General features: G+C 63.9%; 16 protein-coding genes and 1 riboswitch. Of the genes, 6 read left to right on the forward strand and 10 right to left on the reverse strand.

Annotated features, from left to right (window positions below; translation table 11 throughout):
* Positions 1-28 precede the first annotated feature (28 nt).
* Positions 29-919, reverse strand: coding sequence for a class I SAM-dependent methyltransferase (locus tag B0G71_RS04475; RefSeq protein WP_116140008.1), 891 nt, complete (start codon positions 917-919; stop codon positions 29-31).
* A 266-nt stretch (positions 920-1,185) separates the two neighbouring features.
* Here B0G71_RS04475 and B0G71_RS04480 point away from each other — a divergent pair, with 266 nt between their 5' ends.
* Positions 1,186-1,515, forward strand: a complete 330-nt coding sequence (locus tag B0G71_RS04480) for a hypothetical protein (RefSeq protein ID WP_116140010.1) — start codon at positions 1,186-1,188, stop codon at positions 1,513-1,515.
* Between the two features lie 312 nt (positions 1,516-1,827).
* Positions 1,828-2,289: a hypothetical protein gene (locus B0G71_RS04485; RefSeq protein WP_116140012.1), complete on the forward strand. Its 462-nt coding sequence runs from the start codon at positions 1,828-1,830 to the stop codon at positions 2,287-2,289.
* Positions 2,290-2,310: 21 nt separating this feature from the next.
* On the opposite strand, the gene B0G71_RS04490 is transcribed toward B0G71_RS04485, so the two are convergent.
* The 3 genes from B0G71_RS04490 to B0G71_RS04500 all read right to left on the reverse strand — a co-directional run bounded on the left by B0G71_RS04490 (position 2,311) and on the right by B0G71_RS04500 (position 6,133).
* Complete coding sequence (locus B0G71_RS04490) at positions 2,311-4,185, reverse strand: glycosyl transferase family 1 (protein WP_116140014.1); 1,875 nt, start codon at positions 4,183-4,185, stop codon at positions 2,311-2,313.
* A gap of 139 nt (positions 4,186-4,324) precedes the next feature.
* Positions 4,325-5,608, reverse strand: coding sequence for a DUF3443 domain-containing protein (locus B0G71_RS04495; RefSeq protein ID WP_116140016.1), 1,284 nt, complete (start codon positions 5,606-5,608; stop codon positions 4,325-4,327).
* A 60-nt stretch (positions 5,609-5,668) separates the two neighbouring features.
* The gene (locus B0G71_RS04500; RefSeq protein WP_116140017.1) at positions 5,669-6,133 is read right to left on the reverse strand and encodes a DUF2844 domain-containing protein; all 465 of its coding nucleotides are present in this window, start codon (positions 6,131-6,133) and stop codon (positions 5,669-5,671) included.
* Between the two features lie 461 nt (positions 6,134-6,594).
* Here B0G71_RS04500 and bamC point away from each other — a divergent pair, with 461 nt between their 5' ends.
* A complete protein-coding gene (gene bamC, locus B0G71_RS04505) occupies positions 6,595-7,824 on the forward strand; it encodes an outer membrane protein assembly factor BamC (protein ID WP_116117762.1) in 1,230 nt (409 codons plus the stop codon).
* A gap of 181 nt (positions 7,825-8,005) precedes the next feature.
* Positions 8,006-8,161, forward strand: coding sequence for a hypothetical protein (locus B0G71_RS41230; RefSeq protein ID WP_181916710.1), 156 nt, complete (start codon positions 8,006-8,008; stop codon positions 8,159-8,161).
* A 503-nt stretch (positions 8,162-8,664) separates the two neighbouring features.
* Here the strand turns inward: B0G71_RS41230 and B0G71_RS04510 are convergent.
* The 6 genes from B0G71_RS04510 to B0G71_RS04535 all read right to left on the reverse strand — a co-directional run bounded on the left by B0G71_RS04510 (position 8,665) and on the right by B0G71_RS04535 (position 15,939).
* Complete coding sequence (locus tag B0G71_RS04510; protein ID WP_116140019.1) at positions 8,665-9,591, reverse strand: DMT family transporter; 927 nt, start codon at positions 9,589-9,591, stop codon at positions 8,665-8,667.
* 427 nt (positions 9,592-10,018) lie between these two features.
* Positions 10,019-11,617 (reverse strand): L-lactate permease, encoded by a 1,599-nt coding sequence (locus B0G71_RS04515; protein ID WP_116140021.1) that lies wholly within the window; start codon positions 11,615-11,617, stop codon positions 10,019-10,021.
* 303 nt (positions 11,618-11,920) lie between these two features.
* On the reverse strand, positions 11,921-12,403 hold the full coding sequence (locus tag B0G71_RS04520) for a hypothetical protein (protein WP_116140023.1): 483 nt from the start codon (positions 12,401-12,403) through the stop codon (positions 11,921-11,923).
* Positions 12,404-12,666: 263 nt separating this feature from the next.
* Entirely contained in the window at positions 12,667-12,879 is a 213-nt protein-coding gene (locus B0G71_RS04525) for a glycine zipper 2TM domain-containing protein (protein ID WP_116140025.1), read from the reverse strand.
* A gap of 256 nt (positions 12,880-13,135) precedes the next feature.
* Entirely contained in the window at positions 13,136-15,067 is a 1,932-nt protein-coding gene (gene thiC / locus B0G71_RS04530; RefSeq protein WP_116140027.1) for a phosphomethylpyrimidine synthase ThiC, read from the reverse strand.
* Between the two features lie 190 nt (positions 15,068-15,257).
* Positions 15,258-15,376: riboswitch (TPP riboswitch) on the reverse strand.
* A gap of 152 nt (positions 15,377-15,528) precedes the next feature.
* Positions 15,529-15,939 (reverse strand): GreA/GreB family elongation factor, encoded by a 411-nt coding sequence (locus B0G71_RS04535; protein ID WP_106279326.1) that lies wholly within the window; start codon positions 15,937-15,939, stop codon positions 15,529-15,531.
* A gap of 450 nt (positions 15,940-16,389) precedes the next feature.
* On the opposite strand from B0G71_RS04535, the gene B0G71_RS04540 reads away from it, so the two are divergent.
* Both B0G71_RS04540 and B0G71_RS04545 read left to right on the forward strand, forming a co-directional pair.
* Positions 16,390-17,235, forward strand: a complete 846-nt coding sequence (locus tag B0G71_RS04540; RefSeq protein ID WP_116140029.1) for a thioredoxin family protein — start codon at positions 16,390-16,392, stop codon at positions 17,233-17,235.
* Between the two features lie 30 nt (positions 17,236-17,265).
* Positions 17,266-17,907: a cytochrome b/b6 domain-containing protein gene (locus tag B0G71_RS04545; protein WP_116140031.1), complete on the forward strand. Its 642-nt coding sequence runs from the start codon at positions 17,266-17,268 to the stop codon at positions 17,905-17,907.
* The last annotated feature ends 35 nt before the right edge of the window (positions 17,908-17,942 follow it).

Below are 17,942 nucleotides of genomic sequence, written 5' to 3' on the forward strand. Positions count from 1 at the left end.
TTCCCTTTTGGATCGAGGCTGGCGGAGATTAGTGCGCCGGTTTCACGAAGCGCAAGGTCATGCGATCCGATTCGCCGATCGCCGCATATTTCGCCCGGTCGACGTCGCCGCCTTCGAAGGTCGGCGGCAGCGACCAGACGCCGTTCGGGTAGTTTTTCGTGTCGCGCGGGTTGGCGTTCACTTCGCTCTTGCCGGCCAGTTCGAAGCCCGCCGCGCGCGCGTGTTCAATGACGTAGTCTTCCGTCACATAGCCGGTGTCGATGGTCTGTTGCAGCGAGATGCCCGGCGCCGCGCGATGTTCCTCGACACCGAGGACACCGCCCGGCTTGAGCGCCGCGTAGAACGCGCGCAGGTTGGCGTCGATCTGGCCGTCTTTGATCCAGTTATGGATGTTGCGGAAGGTCAGGACCTCGTCGACGCTGGCATCGGCCGGAAAGCCGCTGAACTGGCCGGCGTGCAGCGTGCCGACCACGACATGGCCGTACACGGCGGGCGTGGCCGCCAACTTGCGCGCGAACGCGGCCCGATTGGCCTGTGTTTCCGCAGATGGCGCACTCTGCGGGCCGTCGTACTGCGCCTCGTAGAGCTTGCCGTGCTCGCGCAGATACGGCGCGAGGATGTCCGTGTACCAGCCGCCGCCCGGCTCGATCTCCAGCACGCTTTGCGACGGCGCGAGTTCGAAGAATTGCAGCGTTTCCTTCGGATGGCGGTAGATGTCGCGGGCGCGGGCCTTGTCGCTGCGTTGGGGTCCGGAAATCGCGGCATCGAGCAGCGCCGGACTGGGCGATGCGGAAGTCGAGGCCGAAGTCGAGCCCGACGGGCCGGCGCAGGCCGCCAGCAGCAACGTTGCTGTGAGCATCGCAAGCGTGGCGCGCAGCGTGCTAGCCTGAAGATTGGGTTGTGGGTTCATGACGTCCATTATCGGGCGCGACCGCGCGGGAACAAAATCGGTAATCGGCATAAGGATAGGCGTTCGCCGGGTTTTGCGTGGCGGTCGCCGCAACCGGAATAAAAGACCGTGCCGGCCGGTTTTCCTGTTGACCGCGGCGTGTCCTGAAGGTCGCCGAATCCGAAGCGCTGCGTGGCGCGTATAACTGGTGTGGTCAGCGTTGGCCGTCGCGTGCAGGCCTGTTGTATGCCGGGGCGCGACTTGATCCCCTTCATTTCATTTTGCCGGAGGCAGGTATGAAACGAATATCGACGATGTCGCAGGTAGGGCGGGTTTTACTGTGCGCGGCCGCGTGCGCGATCGCCGCCCAGGCGGGCGCGCAGGGTTTGAGCCCGCAGGACGACATGAACGCGCCGCAAAACAGCACGCGTTTGATGCCGAACGCGGCGCGAGGCAGCGAATATCCGACGCACGGCAACCAGCAGGCAGGGGAAATGAACCTGAATCCGACCGACCCGCGCGCGCAATTGGTGAACGGCCTGCCGAATCACACCAATTCCGGCGGTTATGGTTCGCCGCTCGCCGGCGTGCGCACCTACGTGCAACCGGCAATGCCCTCGAATTGAGCGGCCCGCGGACGACAGGCGTGCCGCATCGCGCGTTGGATAGCAGCGCATCCCCGCACGGACTGTTTTGTTCAATTGAGCTTTTTCGGGCGATGGGCCGCGTGTGGCCTGAATACGGGTACGGGTCGGAGTCCGACCACGTTTGGCAGCGTACCGCTCCGCGCGATCACCGCGACGCCGATGGCCACCAGGATCAGCAGTAGCAGCGCGGTGCCATCGCGCGGATCGGCGTGCCTCGCCGGCGCCCGACGCCGCTGCCGTTGAAGCAGGCCGTAAGCTACAATTGCCGACGGCTTGAAAAACGGAACATCAATGAAGATTCGGATTCTCTCTCTCGTCTGCGTCACGACCGCCGCTGCGCTGCTGGCGGGCTGCACGGCCGTCTACAAGAACACGGACGCATGCGAACAGTTGATGCGAAGCAAGCTGGCGGAAACGTCGCCCGATACGCTCAAGATCACCCATGCCGCCGCCGGTATCTACGGCTCGCGCGTGGTGGTCGAAGGATCGATCGAACGGGCGGCGGTCCCGGCGTCCGCGCCCGGGGAGGCGAGTGCGCCGCTCCCAGCGTCGACTGTGGCTGTAGGTGCGACAGGCGCATCGGGCGCATCAGATGCGTCGGCATCCGGAGGGTTCTGGTTCAAATCCGCCAGGACGCGGAAGACCGTCACGCCGGCGGCCGCGGAGTGCACGTTCAACGGCCCGACGCTGAGCGCATTCAACTGGCTCGCGCCGGCCAGTCTGGCGACACCGGCCACCAGCGCCACCGAGTAGCACAGCGCGCGGCGCCGAAACTCAAGCCGTCGCCTCGTCTCGCTTGCGTTGCTTCGCCCGCACCCGTTCCAGCACGCATTCACCGAACGCCTGCGGACGTCCTTCAAAGCACCGTTCCACCGCCCGCATATCGATCAGGCGCTGCCGCAGGGCCGTGCGCTCGTCGTGGGCGTCGATCATTCGCACGGCGGCGGCGACGTAATCCTCGACGCTCTCCGCGGTGGTCCACGACGGCATGCCCACGCGCTCGAACAGCGCGCCGTCGATCCGCTCGAACACCTCCGGCCCGCGCTTGCAGATGCCGGGCAAACCCAGCGTGAGCGCGTCGACGATACCGTTGGTATTGCCGAACGGAAACGGGCTGAGAAACAGGTCCGAGCGATTGACGCGCGCCAGATAGCCCGCGTATTCATGAAAGCTGTGCACGACGGCGTGCGGGAGCGTCTGGCGAATGACGTCGCGCATGCGGTCGAGCGGCAAACCGAACGGCACGCCGCTCATGAAGTGAAATTGGACCGGCGTCGCCGCGCGCTCGCCGATTTCACGGCACGCTTCGAGAAAGCCGGGATTGAGCTTCATTGCGCTGGCCGTGATGACGATCTCCAGCGTCTCGCGTGACGGCGGAATCTCGGCGACGATCTCCGGCAGCGCCACCGACGGCCGGTACGGTTGGCCGTCTTTCGGCAACTTCATCAGACGCTCGCTGAAACAGGCGGGGTCGCCGACGTAGTCTTCCTCCACGCTGACGTAGTCGATCTTGTCGGAGTGCGTGGTGGCCGGGTGCCCGAGGCCGGCGATCTGCAACGGCGCGATGCGCAGGTTCGACATGAACACCGTGAGCGCGAACATGCCGACGCTCGGCATATAGAGCACGTCGGGCTGTTCCGCCTCGGCAAAATCGCGAATCGTTTTCAGACATTCGCCGATATATTCCGGCTCTTCCAGTTCGATGAAACGGTCGAACACCGCGCGGCCAATCTCGTCGACCGCATAGCCGAAGCCGAAAGCCACCACTTCGAAATGTTCGCGCGCGGCTTCGAGCGTGAGCGAGTGCGTGCGGTAGATCGAATGCGCGCCGCTGAACCACTCGAGCACGACCACCATGAGCGGTTTCTTGCCACGTTGCCGCCGGTTTTTCGCGCGCGCCAGTTGTGCCGCGGGGATGTCGGCCAGTCCTAATTGGTCCAGCTTGCGGCGCACCAGCGCGTTGATGTCCCGCTTGATCTCGTGCCGCCGCGGCGTGTCCGCGTAGCTGCAGAACATATAGGCGTTGTGCAGCACGGCGGTTGGCAGGTCGTCGAGGTCGTCGATCTGCTGCAGTTTGCCGGGCAGCCATTCCATTAGCGCTTCGCGTTTGATATGCGCGTTCGCCGAGCCCTTGAAGACCGGCGCCAGCAGAGCGAGTGCGAGACAGGCGGCAAGCGATTTGTCATAGGCCCACAGCGCGGCGAAGTCGAGTTCCAGTTCGGACTCGGTCGAATAGAGCACGCAGAGTTTTTCGATGAAGCGGTCGCCGGGCAGAAACTGGGCGTTATCCGGACCACGCGGATTCAGGTGACGGCTTACGTGGTCCGCATTGCCGAATGGCGTGCAGGCAAACACCAATCCGACCCATTCGTGCAATGTCAGAAGCAATCTGAAGCACTCGTTCGGCAACTGGAATGTCGGGTCCGCGAACAGGGTCGACGCCGCGCTCGCGAGACGTGTGCAGAAGCGCCTGTGCTGTTCGGCGGGCGGCAGACCGGCCATGCCCGAGGCGCGAAAGCTGCCGTCCAGTTCGCCGCGCTTCTGCTGCAGGAGCGCCAGCGCGGCGATGAACTGGATCGCGGCTTTCAGATGCTGCCGCGTGTAGACGAGCTGCTCGAAATGATCGAGCGAAAAAGTGGGTTCTTCCATCTGCCGAGACGTCCAGAATTTGCATGACTAACTAAGCGGAACCAGGTTAGCCGGAGCACGAAATTATCTCAGCCGATGGATCCCAAAACGGTTCGCCCGATGAGTTTGCGAAATTTCAGCGTCGAAAGAAGCCATCGGTTCAGAATGCGTAGTACGGCCCCGGGCCCGCCGATGTCTCGCGCGAGGCGATGGCGGTATAGACACGTCGTCCGAAGAAGAACGGCAAGCCCCAGCCGAAGCCGCTGCTGGCCACGCCGGCCAGATTGTTGAAGGCGTTGTTCGACGAGGCGAACAGCGCGCTCGAATTGCCGACCGCGAACGACACCATGTTCGACGCGCCATCTGTACCGGTGATCGCGGCGCTCGCGGCCTCTATCGAAGCCGGGCAGTACCAGAAGCCGCACTGCGGGAACTGGCTCGTGCGGAAGAACAGCCCATTCGAACCGCTGTCGACATAGCTCTGCGAATAAGTCTGCCCGCCGCTCGTGGTGACGACGTAGCCCGTCACCGGATTCGCCTTGAGGACGCTGGCGCCGTTCAGCGCGTTATTGGCCTGTGTGCCGATGCCGAAGATCATCGAACCGGATACGCTGGCCGCGCCGGCGTCGGCGATGGCCGGCAGGTCGATGACCAGGCCGTTGTTGTCGAGCGCAAAGCGGCTGACCGGATTGGTGACCTGCAGCGCGAGGGCTTGCGTGCTGGCGAGACAGGCGCCGCCGGCGTCGCAACTGTAGTACCAGCGCGGCAACGCGGCGCTGACGCAGCCGCTGCCGCAGTCGGCCGCGAACAGGCCCACGCCGAGAATGCCGTTCGAGCGCAGGCCAGCCACCGTCTGCATGGCGCGGCCGGATCCCGCGCAGTCGGCGGGCACGTCGGGGAGCGCCGGATCGGCGATGGTCTGGATCGGAATCGAGGCCGCCAACTGGCCGGCCATGCGGACGTCCGCGCTGCGCACCGCGCCCCAGGTGTAGCCGCCGCCGAACACGGTGCATTCGCCCGCAATCCCGCTGCCCGACGCGATTGCCGCGAGCGGCAGGTCGGCCGGCAATGCAGACGCGAGAATCCTGAGTCCGTGCGAACCGGTGTCGACCTGGACATTGTCGACCGTCACGCAATTGCTGGTGCCGGGCTGGCAGACGGTAACGCTCGTGGTCAGCATATTGCGCGTCAGACCGGGCGCGGCGGAGACGGCGATCGGCTGGACGTTCGGCGTGTTCGACTGCGGCACGGAGCCGCCAGGGCTCGCGCCCGGGGCGGCGGGCGGCGCGGCGGCTACCGGCGCGCTGGCGGCGCCCGGGCTGTTGCCCGGTGCGGCCGGGCCGGTCGAGGACGTGGCGGCCGGTGTGCCGCCGCCACCGCCGCCGCATCCCGCGAGGGCGGCGCAGATCAGCAGCGGGGCATAAGAGGACAGGTCGGATTTCATGGTGTGGCGCGTGTTCGTCGAGGTGGAGTGCGGATGCCGTGTGCGTGGCCGGGGGGCGCATCACCGGAAATCGTCGGCTGTCACGCCGGGCGGCAGCGCCGTCGGCAGCCATGCGCGGCCTGCGTAACCGCGCATCGGGCCGCCGGATTCCACGATCACGTCCGGCCGCGCCACGCGCGAGACGTGCAGATTGCCGTCCGCTGCCGCCGCGGCGGCGCCGGCGCGATACGAGTCCGCGTACTTGCCGAGCAGCGCGCGCAAGTCCGGCATGGTTGGGCCTTGCCACGCATAGCCGATGATCTGGCCGGTGTTCGCCGCGTACTCGGTAATAGTTGTGTTGCCGGCGTCGGTAAATGTGCGCACGCGCAGCGCCCCGTTCAACATGGCGCGCGGCGCGCTGGCGCTCGCATCCGCCCTGGACGGCATGGCGCCGCCCAGTTCGGCGCACGCGCCGCGGCTCGCGAACAAGGCGGCGAAAGCGATCGCCGAGGCTGCGAAAGCCGGCGTAAGAGTAGGCAATGGCATGGCGGTCGGTCCCGTGGCTGAAGCACTCAAAGGCTTCTGGTGATGTCCATTTCAAGATATCACTCGGGTTTTTGGGCCGTTACTGGAAGCGGCATCCAGCTAATTTAGATATATCGAAATTGACCGCGACAGGATCTCGGAAAGTGCTGTCGAATCAATGATCTGACGATGGCGTAGGGTGTATCTGACAGTGCGCTGGGAAATGTGGGCAATTGTTAAATTTGCCGTGCGCGAGGCCGTTTCAGGCGCGAAAACGAGATCTTTGCGCCTCGGGGAAAGGTCGACAGAGTTTGGACCCTTCGGAGTCCTTCTCGCGGGTTGATTCCGCGTCGTTTGCGCGCGCCTCGCGCTGCTCAATTCGCGGGCAAACCCGGGTTTTTGCACACGACTCGCCGGGATCGGTAAAATGTTGGGTTGATCCACGGAAACTTGCCGTGGCGTAGCGGAAGGATTCCCCGAACATGACTGATCTTCGTCTTACCAAGCGGTTTGCAGTAATGCTGATGGCAGGCGGTCTGGTCGCCGGCTGCGGCACGTCGTCGCCGACCAAAGTCGACTACAAGAGCGACTCGAAATCGAAGCAGGTATCACTTGCCGTACCGCCGAACATGATCGATGAGACGGCCGATCAGCGTTCGTTGCCCCCGCAGGGCGGCGAAACCTCGTTGTCCACGCTCAAGCAGGTTCAGGCGCAAGCGCCGTCGGCCAATTCCGTGGTGGTGGCGCCGGCGGTCAGCGGCATGCATATCCAGCGCGACGGCACGGAAAGCTGGCTCGTCATCGACAACAAGGCGCCTGAGCAGGCATGGCCGCAGATTCGCCGCTTCTGGCAGGAACAGGGCTTCCTGCTGGTGGTCGACCAGCGCGACAAGGGCGTGATGGAAACCGACTGGAACGAAACGCACGCGCAGATCAACGACGGCCTGATCCGTGGCACGCTGTCCAAAGCCATGGGCAACAGCTATGTGACCTCGGAGCGCAACAAGTACCGCACGCGTCTCGAAGCGGCGCCGAACGGCGGCACCTACGTGTTCGTCAGCCAGAAGGGCATGCGCGAGGCGCTGACCGGCACGAACAACGATTCGAGCACGTGGGTGGCGAAGCCGAACGATCCAGGCCTCGAACAGGAATATCTGAAGCGGCTGATGGCGGCGCTGGCGCTGGCCGATTCGCGCTCGAAACCGGCTGACGCGCAAAACGCCGACCTGTCGGCCGGCGCGCAAACGGCGCCGAACGCGGCCACGGCGGGCGCCAAGTCGGCGGCTGCGGCCACGGCGGCGCAAAACGTTTCGCTGTCCGCCCAGCAACCGTCGCCGAATGCGGACGCGAACGGCAACGAAGCGCAGCTTTCGTCGACGGAACTCACCCTTGGCGAGCCGTACGACCGCGCCTGGTTGCGCGTGGGCCTCGCGCTCGACCGCAGCAACTTCACCGTCGACGACCGCGATCTGACCCGCGGCCTGTACTTCGTGCGCTACGTCGATCCGAAGGACATGACGTCGGCCGAACAGGGCTTCTGGAGCCAGGTTTTCCACGGCAAGAAGGAAAAAGTTGCCAAGCAGTATCTGGTGAACGTGCGCGCCGTGACGCCTAATCAGACGCGTGTCGCCGTGGTCGACGACAAGGGCACGGTTGACCAGAGCCCGCAGGCCCAGCAGATCATGAGTCTGATGGCCGACCAGTTGCACTGAGCAAGGCCGCCGCAGGCGGCAACGCTGTCTAAAACCCGTCCGGAAATGACTCCGGGCGGGTTTTTTTATGCCCCGAGAGTCCGGCAAAGCATGGCCGACAAGCGATCCTTAAACGGCTGCGCACGTCTTATGCTTGGTTCGATCAACACCGGTCTAAACCGGCGTTCAACGGGAGATGGCCATGTTCGACGTGATTCCTTACTGGATGTGGGCGGCGAGCTTGCTCGTCCTGGCACTGGTATGCGGTGCAGCCTTGAACCCGCGCGAATCGCGGCGGCCAACCGGCCTGCAGCTTCGGCATGGCGCGGCTCAGCGCACGAAGTGGCCAACGCTTTGACTTGACTCACCGCTGCGGCCGCCTCGTGCGGCTGCACGTAACGTGACGTTACCCCGGTGACGTAACTATCCAGGCCTTCCTGAGCGCCTCTCTCCGCAACCTTCATCGGCAGAAAAACTCAATAAAAATCAAGTGGTTGTCGTTGCTTCCGAACGATTTAACATAACTGGCACACAAGCTGCTTTTATAAACTCATGGGGCCGGATTGCATGACCCGGTGTGAGTTGGCGACGAGTCTCGATCGACGATCTGAAACCAAAGCGGACCATTCCAGCATCGGCCGACGAACCGATGCTTCGCCCGATGACGGCCTGCGCGCTGCGCGGCCTCGGTGGCCCCGTCGCCTATCCTCGTAGGGCGACGGTTTCGCCCGCACTCCGACGTGGAGTGCGGGCTATTTTTTGTGCGGCCGGAATTCGGGGCGGCCAGGTGTGGCGGCGCGAAAGATGAGAGTTATGAGAGTCAGCGACGCCGTGAAAGCGTCGCGCGAAATGAAGCGGATTTCAGGTGTCGGCGCGGCGCGTGCCGATCCACGGCAGACGCCTGACCACGCCGGTGGCGAGCGCGGTGCCGACCAGAATCACGCCGCAGCCTTCAATCATGCCCGGCGAGACGCTTTCGCCGAGAAACAGCGCGCCCCACAGAATGCCGAAGATCGGGATGACGAAGGTCACCGTAATCGCGCGCGCCGGTCCGGCCACCGCGATCAGATGGAAGAACAGCATATACGCGACGCCGGTACAGGCGACGCCGAGCGCGATCACCGCGCCCCACGCGTGCAGCGAGATCGGCGCCGCCGGCCAGTAGATCACGGCGAGCGGCAGCAGCACGATGGTGGCGCCGGTCATCGTGCCGGTGGCGACGGTCAGGGCGTCGACGCCGGTCAGATGGCGCTTGGTGTAGTTGGCGGCGATGCCGTACAGCAACGTGGCGCCGAGCGCGGCGCCGGCCGCTAGCGCGGTGGTGAGCGGCGTGGCCGCCGTGCCGTCGGGTGCGGCGATCTGATCCCACACCAGCATCAGCACGCCGAGAAAGCCGATCACCAGCCCGAGCGTGCGCAGCGCGCTCAATCTGTCGCGCAGCCACAGAAAGCCGACCAGCGCGCCCCACAGCGGCGTGCTCGCATTGATCACGGACGTGACGCCGGCCGACAGCGTCAACTCGGCATAGGCGAACAGGCAGAAAGGCGCCGCCGAATTCAGGATGCCGACCACTAGCAGCGGGAAGGCGCGCGTGCGCAGGATCGTCGCGGACTGGCGCAGCGGACGTCGCGCGATCAGCACGATCGCGAGAAACGCCGCGCCGATGCCGACGCGCAGTGCCATCAACGGCGCGACGCCGAAGTCGGTGACGCCAACCCGGATAAACAGGAACGAGGCGCCCCACAGGGCGGCGAGGATCAGCAACTGGAGCAGGTTTTTAGCATTCATCGAGGTGGCGCCGCGCGCGGTTGAGTCGAGACACCTGTGCATCGTAGCAGTGCAGTCGGGCGAAACGTTTCAGGCTGCAATGAAACGGCAAGTTCCGGGAGACGGAGGCGTTTGATAATCGTCGATCGTAAGCGCAGTGGCGGTCCGCGCATAACGAGCAATTCTCACGCTGATGTGAGAAATATTGCGATCAGGACGTTGGAGTGGGGCTGAAATGACAAGGTGGAGGAAAAAGCCTGCGCGCGCAACGTGAATTATTTTGCGGCAGCGCGGCAGCGGGGGAGAGCCGGCAACCTTGCTCCAGCCTGTTCCGGCTAAAGCGGCGCACGCCGGCGTCCATGCGGCCGCAGCCCGCCACCCGGAGCGCATCGCACGTGTCGAGCCAACGGGTTGTGCAGGCGTTTTAGCCCGCACAACCCGACCCGCCTCAATGCGGAATCATCCATTGCAGGACATTCTGCTGCAGCCACACCAGCACGCCGAGCAGCACCGTCAACAGAATCGAGTGCTTGAAGGTTTTGGCGAAGACCACGCCTTCCTTGCCTTTGAGTTCCGTGGTCGCCACCCCGGTCGAAATGTTCTGCGGCGAAATCATCTTGCCCATCACGCCGCCCGACGAGTTCGTAGCCGCCATCAGAATCGGGTTGAGATTCAGCTGATTGGCCGCGACCACCTGCAGGTTGCCGAACAGCGCATTGCCCGACGTGTCGCTGCCGGACAGGAACACCGCGACCCAGCCAAGGAATGCCGACACCAGCGGAAAGAACGGTCCGACCGACGACGCGCCGAGGCCGAGCGTGTACGTGAGCCCCGAGTAGTTCATCAGATACGCGAGCCCGACGATGGTCGCCACCGTGAGGATGGCGATGCGCGTCTGTACCCACGTGTCGGCGATCGCCGCGCCGAATTCGCGCGGACTCAGTTTGACCACGGCCGCCGTAATGAGCGCGGCGACCAGAATCGCCGTGCCGGTGGCGAGCGGCTGGAAGTCCCACACCGCGCTGTACGGCGTGTTGTACAGCGTGATGAAGACGGCCTTGTCGAGCCCCGGCCACGGCACCTTGACGTCGCCGATCAGGAAGATCTTCGCCACGGTCCAGATGATCACCACCACCGACACGATGATCCACGGATACCAGCCCTGGCCGCCGCCGATCTTGCCGCGCACTTCGCCCACGCGGTCGATGTTGACCGCGAACTTCGGATCCGCCGCAGGCTTCCAGACGCGCAGGAAGGCGATCGTGACGATAAGCGAGACCATCGACGACAACACGTCGGTCAAGCTGTAGTTCACATAGTTCGACGCGACGAACTGCGTGAGCGCGAAGCTCGCGCCCGACACCAGCAGCACGGGCCACACCCGCAGCATGTTGCGAAAGCCCGCATAGACGCCGATCACATAGAAGGGCAGCAGGAATGCAAAGAACGGCAACTGGCGGCCGACCATCTTGGCGAGCGTGTCGGCCGGCAAATGCGTGACCGCGCCGAGCACGGTGATCGGCACGCCGAGCGCGCCGAACGCGACTGGCGCGGTATTGAAGATCAGCGTGAAGGTGAGCGCTTCGAGCGTGGGGAAGCCGAGCAGAATCAGCAGCGAACTGGTGATGGCGACCGGCGTGCCGAAGCCCGAAATTCCTTCGAGCAGCGCGCCGAACGAAAACCCGATCACGACCAGCACCACGCGCCGGTCGTTCGGCAGGTTGTCGATCATCCACATGCGAAAGGCCGCGAAGCGGCCCGAGCGTTGTGAGATGTTGTAAAGCAGAATCGCCGCGAACACGATCCACATGACCGGCCAGCAAGCGAACACCACGCCGGCGACGACCGAATCGACCGCGAGTCCCACGGGAAACTGCCAGACCAGAATCGCCACGATCAGGCCGACGATCAACCCCGCGAGCGACGCCTGCCAAGCCGGCCGCCGGGCCCAGCCAAGCAGAAGCAGCACGACGATAATGGGCAGCGCCGCGACGAGGAACGATGGCAATAGCGAATTGCCGACAGGAGTGAGTAGTTGGTGAAACATCACGTCTCCTTCATTGTTGTTAGGACTCGACGCGGCACCACGCACTCCGGAGCGCGTCGCCATGGCATGACGGATGGGCGTCGCCGACTCGCGGGAGTGGCCGGGATCGCTTTTTTTAAACGGCTACTGCATGTGGCTTACCAAGCATAGAACCCAGTCCGGCCGCGTCAAGAAGGGAAACTACGGGCGCAGCGAATGGGCGCTGGGAGCGCGGCTTGCGGGACTGGTCGACGCGGCACATGGCGCGCGACGTTGTGCGGGCGTGTCGGTAAGACCGATCAGGTTCAATCGTGCCGGCTGGTGTTAATGCCAATGGCCGTGACCGCCCCATCCGCCACCACCGTGACCGCCCCAGTAACCGCCAAAGCCGACGCCGATCGACACCGACGGCCCATACCAGCCCGGATAGCCGTAGTAAGCCGGGTAGACCGGCGGCGGATAGTAAACGGGAGCGGGGGCGACATACACAGGCGGCGCGGCGACCGCGTATGTCGGCGGCGGGGCTGGTTGACCTGTCTGCGCTTGTTGTTGCTGCTGCTGGTCCGTCGAGTAGGCGTCTTGCCCGACCGGGACTGCCTGTTGCGTTCCCGCTGCGGGGACCGTCGCGTAATACGGTGAATACGCCGGGTAGTAACCGTACGGGTAATAGCAGCCGGACAGCGTCATTAAACAGACCGCGCCACCGAGCGCGATGCCTGTTTGCGAAAGGCGTGGAAAAGACGGGGAACAGCGCAGCGGCCACCGCTGGCCGATCGCGCACGCCGTGTTGATGAGGCGGGACTTCATGACGCGCTCCTGGTTGAATCGGACGCCGCCATCAGGGGCGTGACGTCATGAGCTTACGCCGCCTGGGCACCAACAGGATTGCAAAACCGTAACGGCTTATTTCACCTCGTTGCAGCGGGTCGAACGGAACGGTTGAACTGCGTACTCGCGCTGGCTGTTGAGACGCGGAACCGCTTGCAGGTCAGCGTGGGCGAACCATTGTTCGGCCCACGCTCGCATGACGCGCGACGACTTGCGACGCATGTCATGCGCATGATTCTCCGTTACTTACCAACCTCATGCCCGATCACGCCGCCTGCCGCCGCGCCGCCGAGCGTCGACAGCGCATTGCCGCCGATCGCTGCACCCGCCGCGCCACCCAGACCCGCGCCAATGGCGGTGTCGCGCCCCTGACGGCTCATGCCGTCGCATGCGGAAAGGCTCATCAGGACGGCCGCGATGGCTGCAAACATACCGATTTGACGTATCGATTTCATGATGTTGACTCCATTGGTTACGGCCGGCAGTACACACCGCCCTTGCGTTTGATGGTATCGCCGCATCCTGTATCCGGATGTGTGCGCTTGTCAGCGAAACGACGGTTTCGTAATCAAGTGTTTCCCTCCGTCCAGCACGCGGCGTGCCCGGGCGGCGCAAACGAAAAAGCCCGCCAGTGGCGGGCTTCGTTGCTGCAATGCAGAGGTTTGGCGGGTCGGGTGGCGTAATAACGACGCCCGCCCCGCGAACCGAACCTTACTGCCGCTGATAAATCTCGGCGCCTTTCTTCATGAACTCGATCGACTTCACTTCCATGCCTTTCTTCAGCGCTTCGTCGTCGGTGACGCCTTGTTGCGCGGCGAATTCGCGTACGTCCTGCGTGATCTTCATCGAGCAGAAGTGCGGCCCGCACATCGAGCAGAAATGCGCGACTTTCGCCGAATCCTTCGGCAGTGTTTCGTCGTGGAATTCGCGCGCCTTGTCCGGATCGAGACCGAGGTTGAACTGGTCTTCCCAGCGGAACTCGAAACGCGCTTTCGAGAGCGCGTTGTCACGCACCTGCGCGCCCGGATGGCCCTTCGCCAGATCGGCGGCGTGCGCGGCGAGCTTGTAGGTGATGATGCCGGTCTTGACGTCGTCCTTGTTCGGCAGCCCGAGGTGTTCCTTCGGCGTGACGTAGCAGAGCATCGCCGTGCCGAACCAGCCGATCATCGCGGCGCCGATGCCCGACGTGATGTGGTCGTAGCCCGGCGCAATGTCGGTCGTCAACGGTCCCAGCGTGTAGAACGGCGCTTCGTCACACCATTCGAGTTGCAGGTCCATGTTCTCCTTGATGAGCTGCATCGGCACGTGGCCGGGGCCTTCGATCATGGTCTGCACGTCGTGCTTCCACGCGATCTGCGTGAGTTCGCCGAGCGTCTTCAGTTCGCCGAGCTGCGCTTCGTCGTTGGCGTCGTAGATCGAGCCGGGACGCAGACCGTCGCCGAGCGAGAAGGCCACGTCATACGCCTTCATGATTTCGCAGATGTCTTCGAAATGCTCGTACAGGAAGCTTTCCTTGTGATGCGCGAGACACCACTTCGCCATGATCGAACCGCCGCGCGAGACGATGCCCGTCATGCGCTTGGCCGTCAGCGGCACGTATTGCAGACGCACGCCCGCGTGGATCGTGAAGTAGTCGACGCCTTGCTCTGCCTGTTCAATGAGCGTGTCGCGGAAGATTTCCCACGTCAGATCTTCGGCCTTGCCGTTGACCTTTTCGAGCGCCTGATAGATCGGCACCGTGCCGATCGGCACCGGCGAATTGCGGATGATCCACTCGCGCGTTTCGTGGATGTGCTTGCCGGTGGAGAGATCCATCACCGTGTCGCCGCCCCAGCGGATCGCCCACGTCATCTTGTCGACTTCCTCGCCGATGGAGGACGTCACCGCCGAGTTGCCGATGTTCGCATTCACCTTCACGAGGAAGTTGCGGCCGATGATCATCGGTTCGCTTTCCGGGTGATTGATGTTATTCGGGATGATCGCGCGGCCGCGCGCCACTTCTTCGCGCACGAACTCCGGCGTGATCGCCGTGAGACCGTTCGGGCCGAACGCGCTGGCGCCGAACGCCTGGCCCGGATGCTGGCGGCCCATCATCGCCGCGAGCTTTTCGCCGTTCGGCCCGCTTGTCTTGAGGCTTTCCAGATACTCGGCGCGGCGCTGGTTCTCGCGAATGGCGATGTATTCCATTTCCGGCGTGATGATGCCTTGGCGGGCGTAATGCATCTGCGAGACGTTTTTGCCGGCGATCGCGCGGCGCGGCGTGCGATGCAGGCCCTTGAAGCGCAGATCGGCGGTGGCCGTGTCGGCGGCGCGCTCGCGGCTGAAGTCGCTCGACAGACCCGTCAGCGCTTCGGTGTCGCCGCGTTCTTCGATCCAAGTTTGGCGCAGTGCGGGCAGACCTGCGCGGATGTCGATCTTGGCTTCCGGATCGGAGTAAGGGCCCGACGTGTCGTAGACATAGACCGGCGGATTCTTTTCGCCACCGAAGCTGTCGGGCGTGTCGGCCTGCGAGATTTCGCGCATCGGCACGCGGATGTCGGCACGCGAGCCGGTCACGTAGACCTTGCGGGAATTCGGCAACGGCGCGACAGCGGCTTCGTCGACGTGAGCGTCGGCGGAAAGGAACTTCGGATTGGCGTTCATCGTATCTCCTGTGTCGACCGGAGTTGGCGCTTTAGCGCTTACTCCGGTCCCATGCAGAGCAGTCGACCAGAGTTGGCGCTTTAGCGCCTGACTCAGGTCCCATGCAGAGCATGGCGTTGAGTGGGGCGGCTAAGCAGGAGACGAGACGGAAGTAGTCGGAATTCGCGGGAGATGAGGCAATAAAGCTTGGCTGCGAAATCCGTACGCTTCCCTGCGCTGGCATTATCCAGATCAGGTTCAAAGGGTATTTCTCACCCACGTGGCACGGACCTCCAACCTCCGTGCGACGCAGGACCCCCGCGTTAGCAGCGCACACGATACACCGGCCGCCCGCTGCTTGGCAACCCATCTTGAAAAGTCGGATGATGGAAATAACGACGGGCCGCTACACGTTGCTTGCGGATCGACGGGGCGGCCGAAGATGCTGCGGCATAAGTTTCGCGCGGCGCGCGCGGCGTTGCTTACAGCGTGAAATCGTCGGCGGCTTCGGGCTGAAACAGGATCTTTTCCAGCTTCAGCACTTTCTCAGTGCCACTCGGCGGCGTGAAGCGGATGCGCTCGCCGCGTTTGGCGCCGAGCAACGCAATACCGGCGGGCGAGAACACGTTCAGGCGGCCGTGCGCGAAGTCCGCATTGGGCGGATAGACCACGGTCCAGGTCATTTGCTCGCCGCTGGTTTCGTCGACCAGCGTGGCTTGTGAATTCATCGTGACGACGTTGGCAGGTATCTCGCGCGAATCGACAATGACCGCGCGTTCCAGCACGTCGTCGAGCATGTCTTGCAAACGCGCGTCCGCCCCCGGCCTGGCGGCGTGTTTCTCGAGACGGGCGACGTCGAGTTCGGTGAGGTAACAGGTTTTCGTCTTTTTCACGACGGGTACTCCAATTCGATCTGCATTTGAGGGAACAGCTTGCGGATGAGATCGGCCCGGAGCCCGACAACGCGGCTCAGGCAATGGAGCGGGCAGCGTTAGATCGGGCGCCGGGCGGCGTGGAGCGGGAGCGTTCGGGACGGCTCGCCGGCGTGGCGCGGCATGAGTTCCGCGCGCGCGCAGCCGGTTGCGCGGCGGGGGCGCAAACGGAAGAAGGCACGGGAAGTCGGAAAGCGCATCGAGGTAGCCGGCAGGCAGCGAAAGAGAGTGAAGAGGGCGCCGCCATTCGTCTTACTGAATGCGCGCGATCGAAAGGGCAATGTTAGCACGCGAGTCGTGCATCGCCGGACGTGTTCGCGCTTCAGGAAAAAAGCTGGGAAAAATTGCAAACGCGCTGTCATAACCCGCCGTGTGGTCCGACAAACGTGCAGATCCTGATTGGAGCATGTCATGCAAACCGCCGGACTCCGCCGAGACCATCGGCGTTTCACTCGAAGCGTCGCGCTCGCTATCGCGCTGACCACGCTGCTGGCCAGCGGCCTCGCGGACGCGGCCAGCGCCGTCTGCAGCGCGCATAGCCCGGCGCATCGCGTGGCGCTGGTCGAGCTGTACAGCAGCGAAGGCTGCAATAGCTGCCCGCCCGCCGACAACTGGCTGAGCCAATGGAAAAACAGCGGCGCGACGCAAAGCATCGTGCCGTTGGCGCTGCACGTGGATTACTGGAATAGCCTCGGCTGGACTGACCGCTTCTCGCAACATCGTTTCACTGAACGTCAGCAGGCACTCACCGATCTCGGCGGCGGTCACACCATCTACACGCCGGAAATCTTCGTCTCGGGACGCGAACTGCGTAGCTGGTCGCGACGCGACAGTTTCGAGAGCAGCATCGGCAAGGTCGTCGGCGAGCCGGCGCAAGCGAACGTCGCGCTCGAACTCAAGCAACAGCAGACGCCGGGTGCGTTCAACGTCACGGCGCAATTCACCAGCAAGCCGGCAGACACAGCGGGCCAACTGGACGCCTACCTCGCTGTCTATGAGAACTCGCTCAGCTCGCAAGTCGGCGCCGGCGAAAACAGCGGCGTCACCTTGCATCACGAACGCGTTGTGCGGCAATGGATCGGCCCGGTGCCGCTCGTCGCGGGCAACGCACAGATTCGCCGCGATATCCGCATCCAGGACGCAACCGCGGATGCCAACGTCAACGCGCCCGCCGACCGCTTCGGCGTGGTCGCCTTCGTCGAAAACGAGGCGACCGGCGATGTTCTGCAAGTGGCCGAACTGGCCGCGTGCCATTGATCGCCGAGTCCGCGCTCAGAGGAGAGTTTCATGGCAACCCATCATGCACTTCGCGACACTGTGCCGTCCACCGAGCCGCAAAAAAGCGGTGCGATCCATCCACTGTGGGTGCGTCTCACGCATTGGCTCAATGCGCTCGCCGCCATCGTGATGATGTTGTCGGGCTGGCGCATCTACGATGCCTCGCCGATCTTCCCGGCGTTCCATTTTCCGCCCGCCATCACGCTCGGCGGCTGGCTCGGCGGCGCGCTGCAATGGCATTTCGCGGCGATGTGGCTGCTGGTTTTCAACGGCCTGCTGTATCTCGCGTTGAACCTCGCGAGCGGGCGCTTCGTGCGCAAGTTCCTGCCGGTGTCGCCGCGCGCCGTGCTGCACGACTTCGTCGCCGCGCTGACCGGCAAGCTCTCGCACGCCGACTTGCGCGTCTATAACGCGGTGCAGAAATTCGCCTACCTGTTCGTGGTCTGCGACCTGATCGTGCTGGTGCTCTCGGGCCTCGCGATCTGGAAGTCGGTGCAGTTTCCACTGCTGCGAGAACTGATGGGCGGCTACGACAACGCGCGCATCGTCCACTTTTGCGCGATGTCGCTGATGGCCGCGTTCATCGCCGTGCATCTCGCGATGGTGGCGCTCGTGCCGCGCTCGCTGCTCGCCATGTTGCGCGGACGCTGAGCCGTTCATCCGCTAAAGCGAACGTTACGGATACC

The sequence above is a fragment of the Paraburkholderia sp. BL27I4N3 genome (assembly GCF_003386115.1).
Lineage (GTDB): Bacteria > Pseudomonadota > Gammaproteobacteria > Burkholderiales > Burkholderiaceae > Paraburkholderia.

Bases quoted from the DNA above. Each gene is read 5' to 3' on its own strand.
- B0G71_RS04475 (WP_116140008.1), bottom strand. From the start codon at position 919: ATGGACGTCATGAACCCACAACCCAATCTTCAGGCTAGCACGCTGCGC.
- B0G71_RS04480 (WP_116140010.1), top strand. From the start codon at position 1,186: ATGAAACGAATATCGACGATGTCGCAGGTAGGGCGGGTTTTACTGTGC.
- B0G71_RS04485 (WP_116140012.1), top strand. From the start codon at position 1,828: ATGAAGATTCGGATTCTCTCTCTCGTCTGCGTCACGACCGCCGCTGCG.
- B0G71_RS04490 (WP_116140014.1), bottom strand. From the start codon at position 4,185: ATGGAAGAACCCACTTTTTCGCTCGATCATTTCGAGCAGCTCGTCTAC.
- B0G71_RS04495 (WP_116140016.1), bottom strand. From the start codon at position 5,608: ATGAAATCCGACCTGTCCTCTTATGCCCCGCTGCTGATCTGCGCCGCC.
- B0G71_RS04500 (WP_116140017.1), bottom strand. From the start codon at position 6,133: ATGCCATTGCCTACTCTTACGCCGGCTTTCGCAGCCTCGGCGATCGCT.
- bamC (WP_116117762.1), top strand. From the start codon at position 6,595: ATGACTGATCTTCGTCTTACCAAGCGGTTTGCAGTAATGCTGATGGCA.
- B0G71_RS41230 (WP_181916710.1), top strand. From the start codon at position 8,006: ATGTTCGACGTGATTCCTTACTGGATGTGGGCGGCGAGCTTGCTCGTC.
- B0G71_RS04510 (WP_116140019.1), bottom strand. From the start codon at position 9,591: ATGAATGCTAAAAACCTGCTCCAGTTGCTGATCCTCGCCGCCCTGTGG.
- B0G71_RS04515 (WP_116140021.1), bottom strand. From the start codon at position 11,617: ATGTTTCACCAACTACTCACTCCTGTCGGCAATTCGCTATTGCCATCG.
- B0G71_RS04520 (WP_116140023.1), bottom strand. From the start codon at position 12,403: ATGAAGTCCCGCCTCATCAACACGGCGTGCGCGATCGGCCAGCGGTGG.
- B0G71_RS04525 (WP_116140025.1), bottom strand. From the start codon at position 12,879: ATGAAATCGATACGTCAAATCGGTATGTTTGCAGCCATCGCGGCCGTC.
- thiC (WP_116140027.1), bottom strand. From the start codon at position 15,067: ATGAACGCCAATCCGAAGTTCCTTTCCGCCGACGCTCACGTCGACGAA.
- B0G71_RS04540 (WP_116140029.1), top strand. From the start codon at position 16,390: ATGCAAACCGCCGGACTCCGCCGAGACCATCGGCGTTTCACTCGAAGC.
- B0G71_RS04545 (WP_116140031.1), top strand. From the start codon at position 17,266: ATGGCAACCCATCATGCACTTCGCGACACTGTGCCGTCCACCGAGCCG.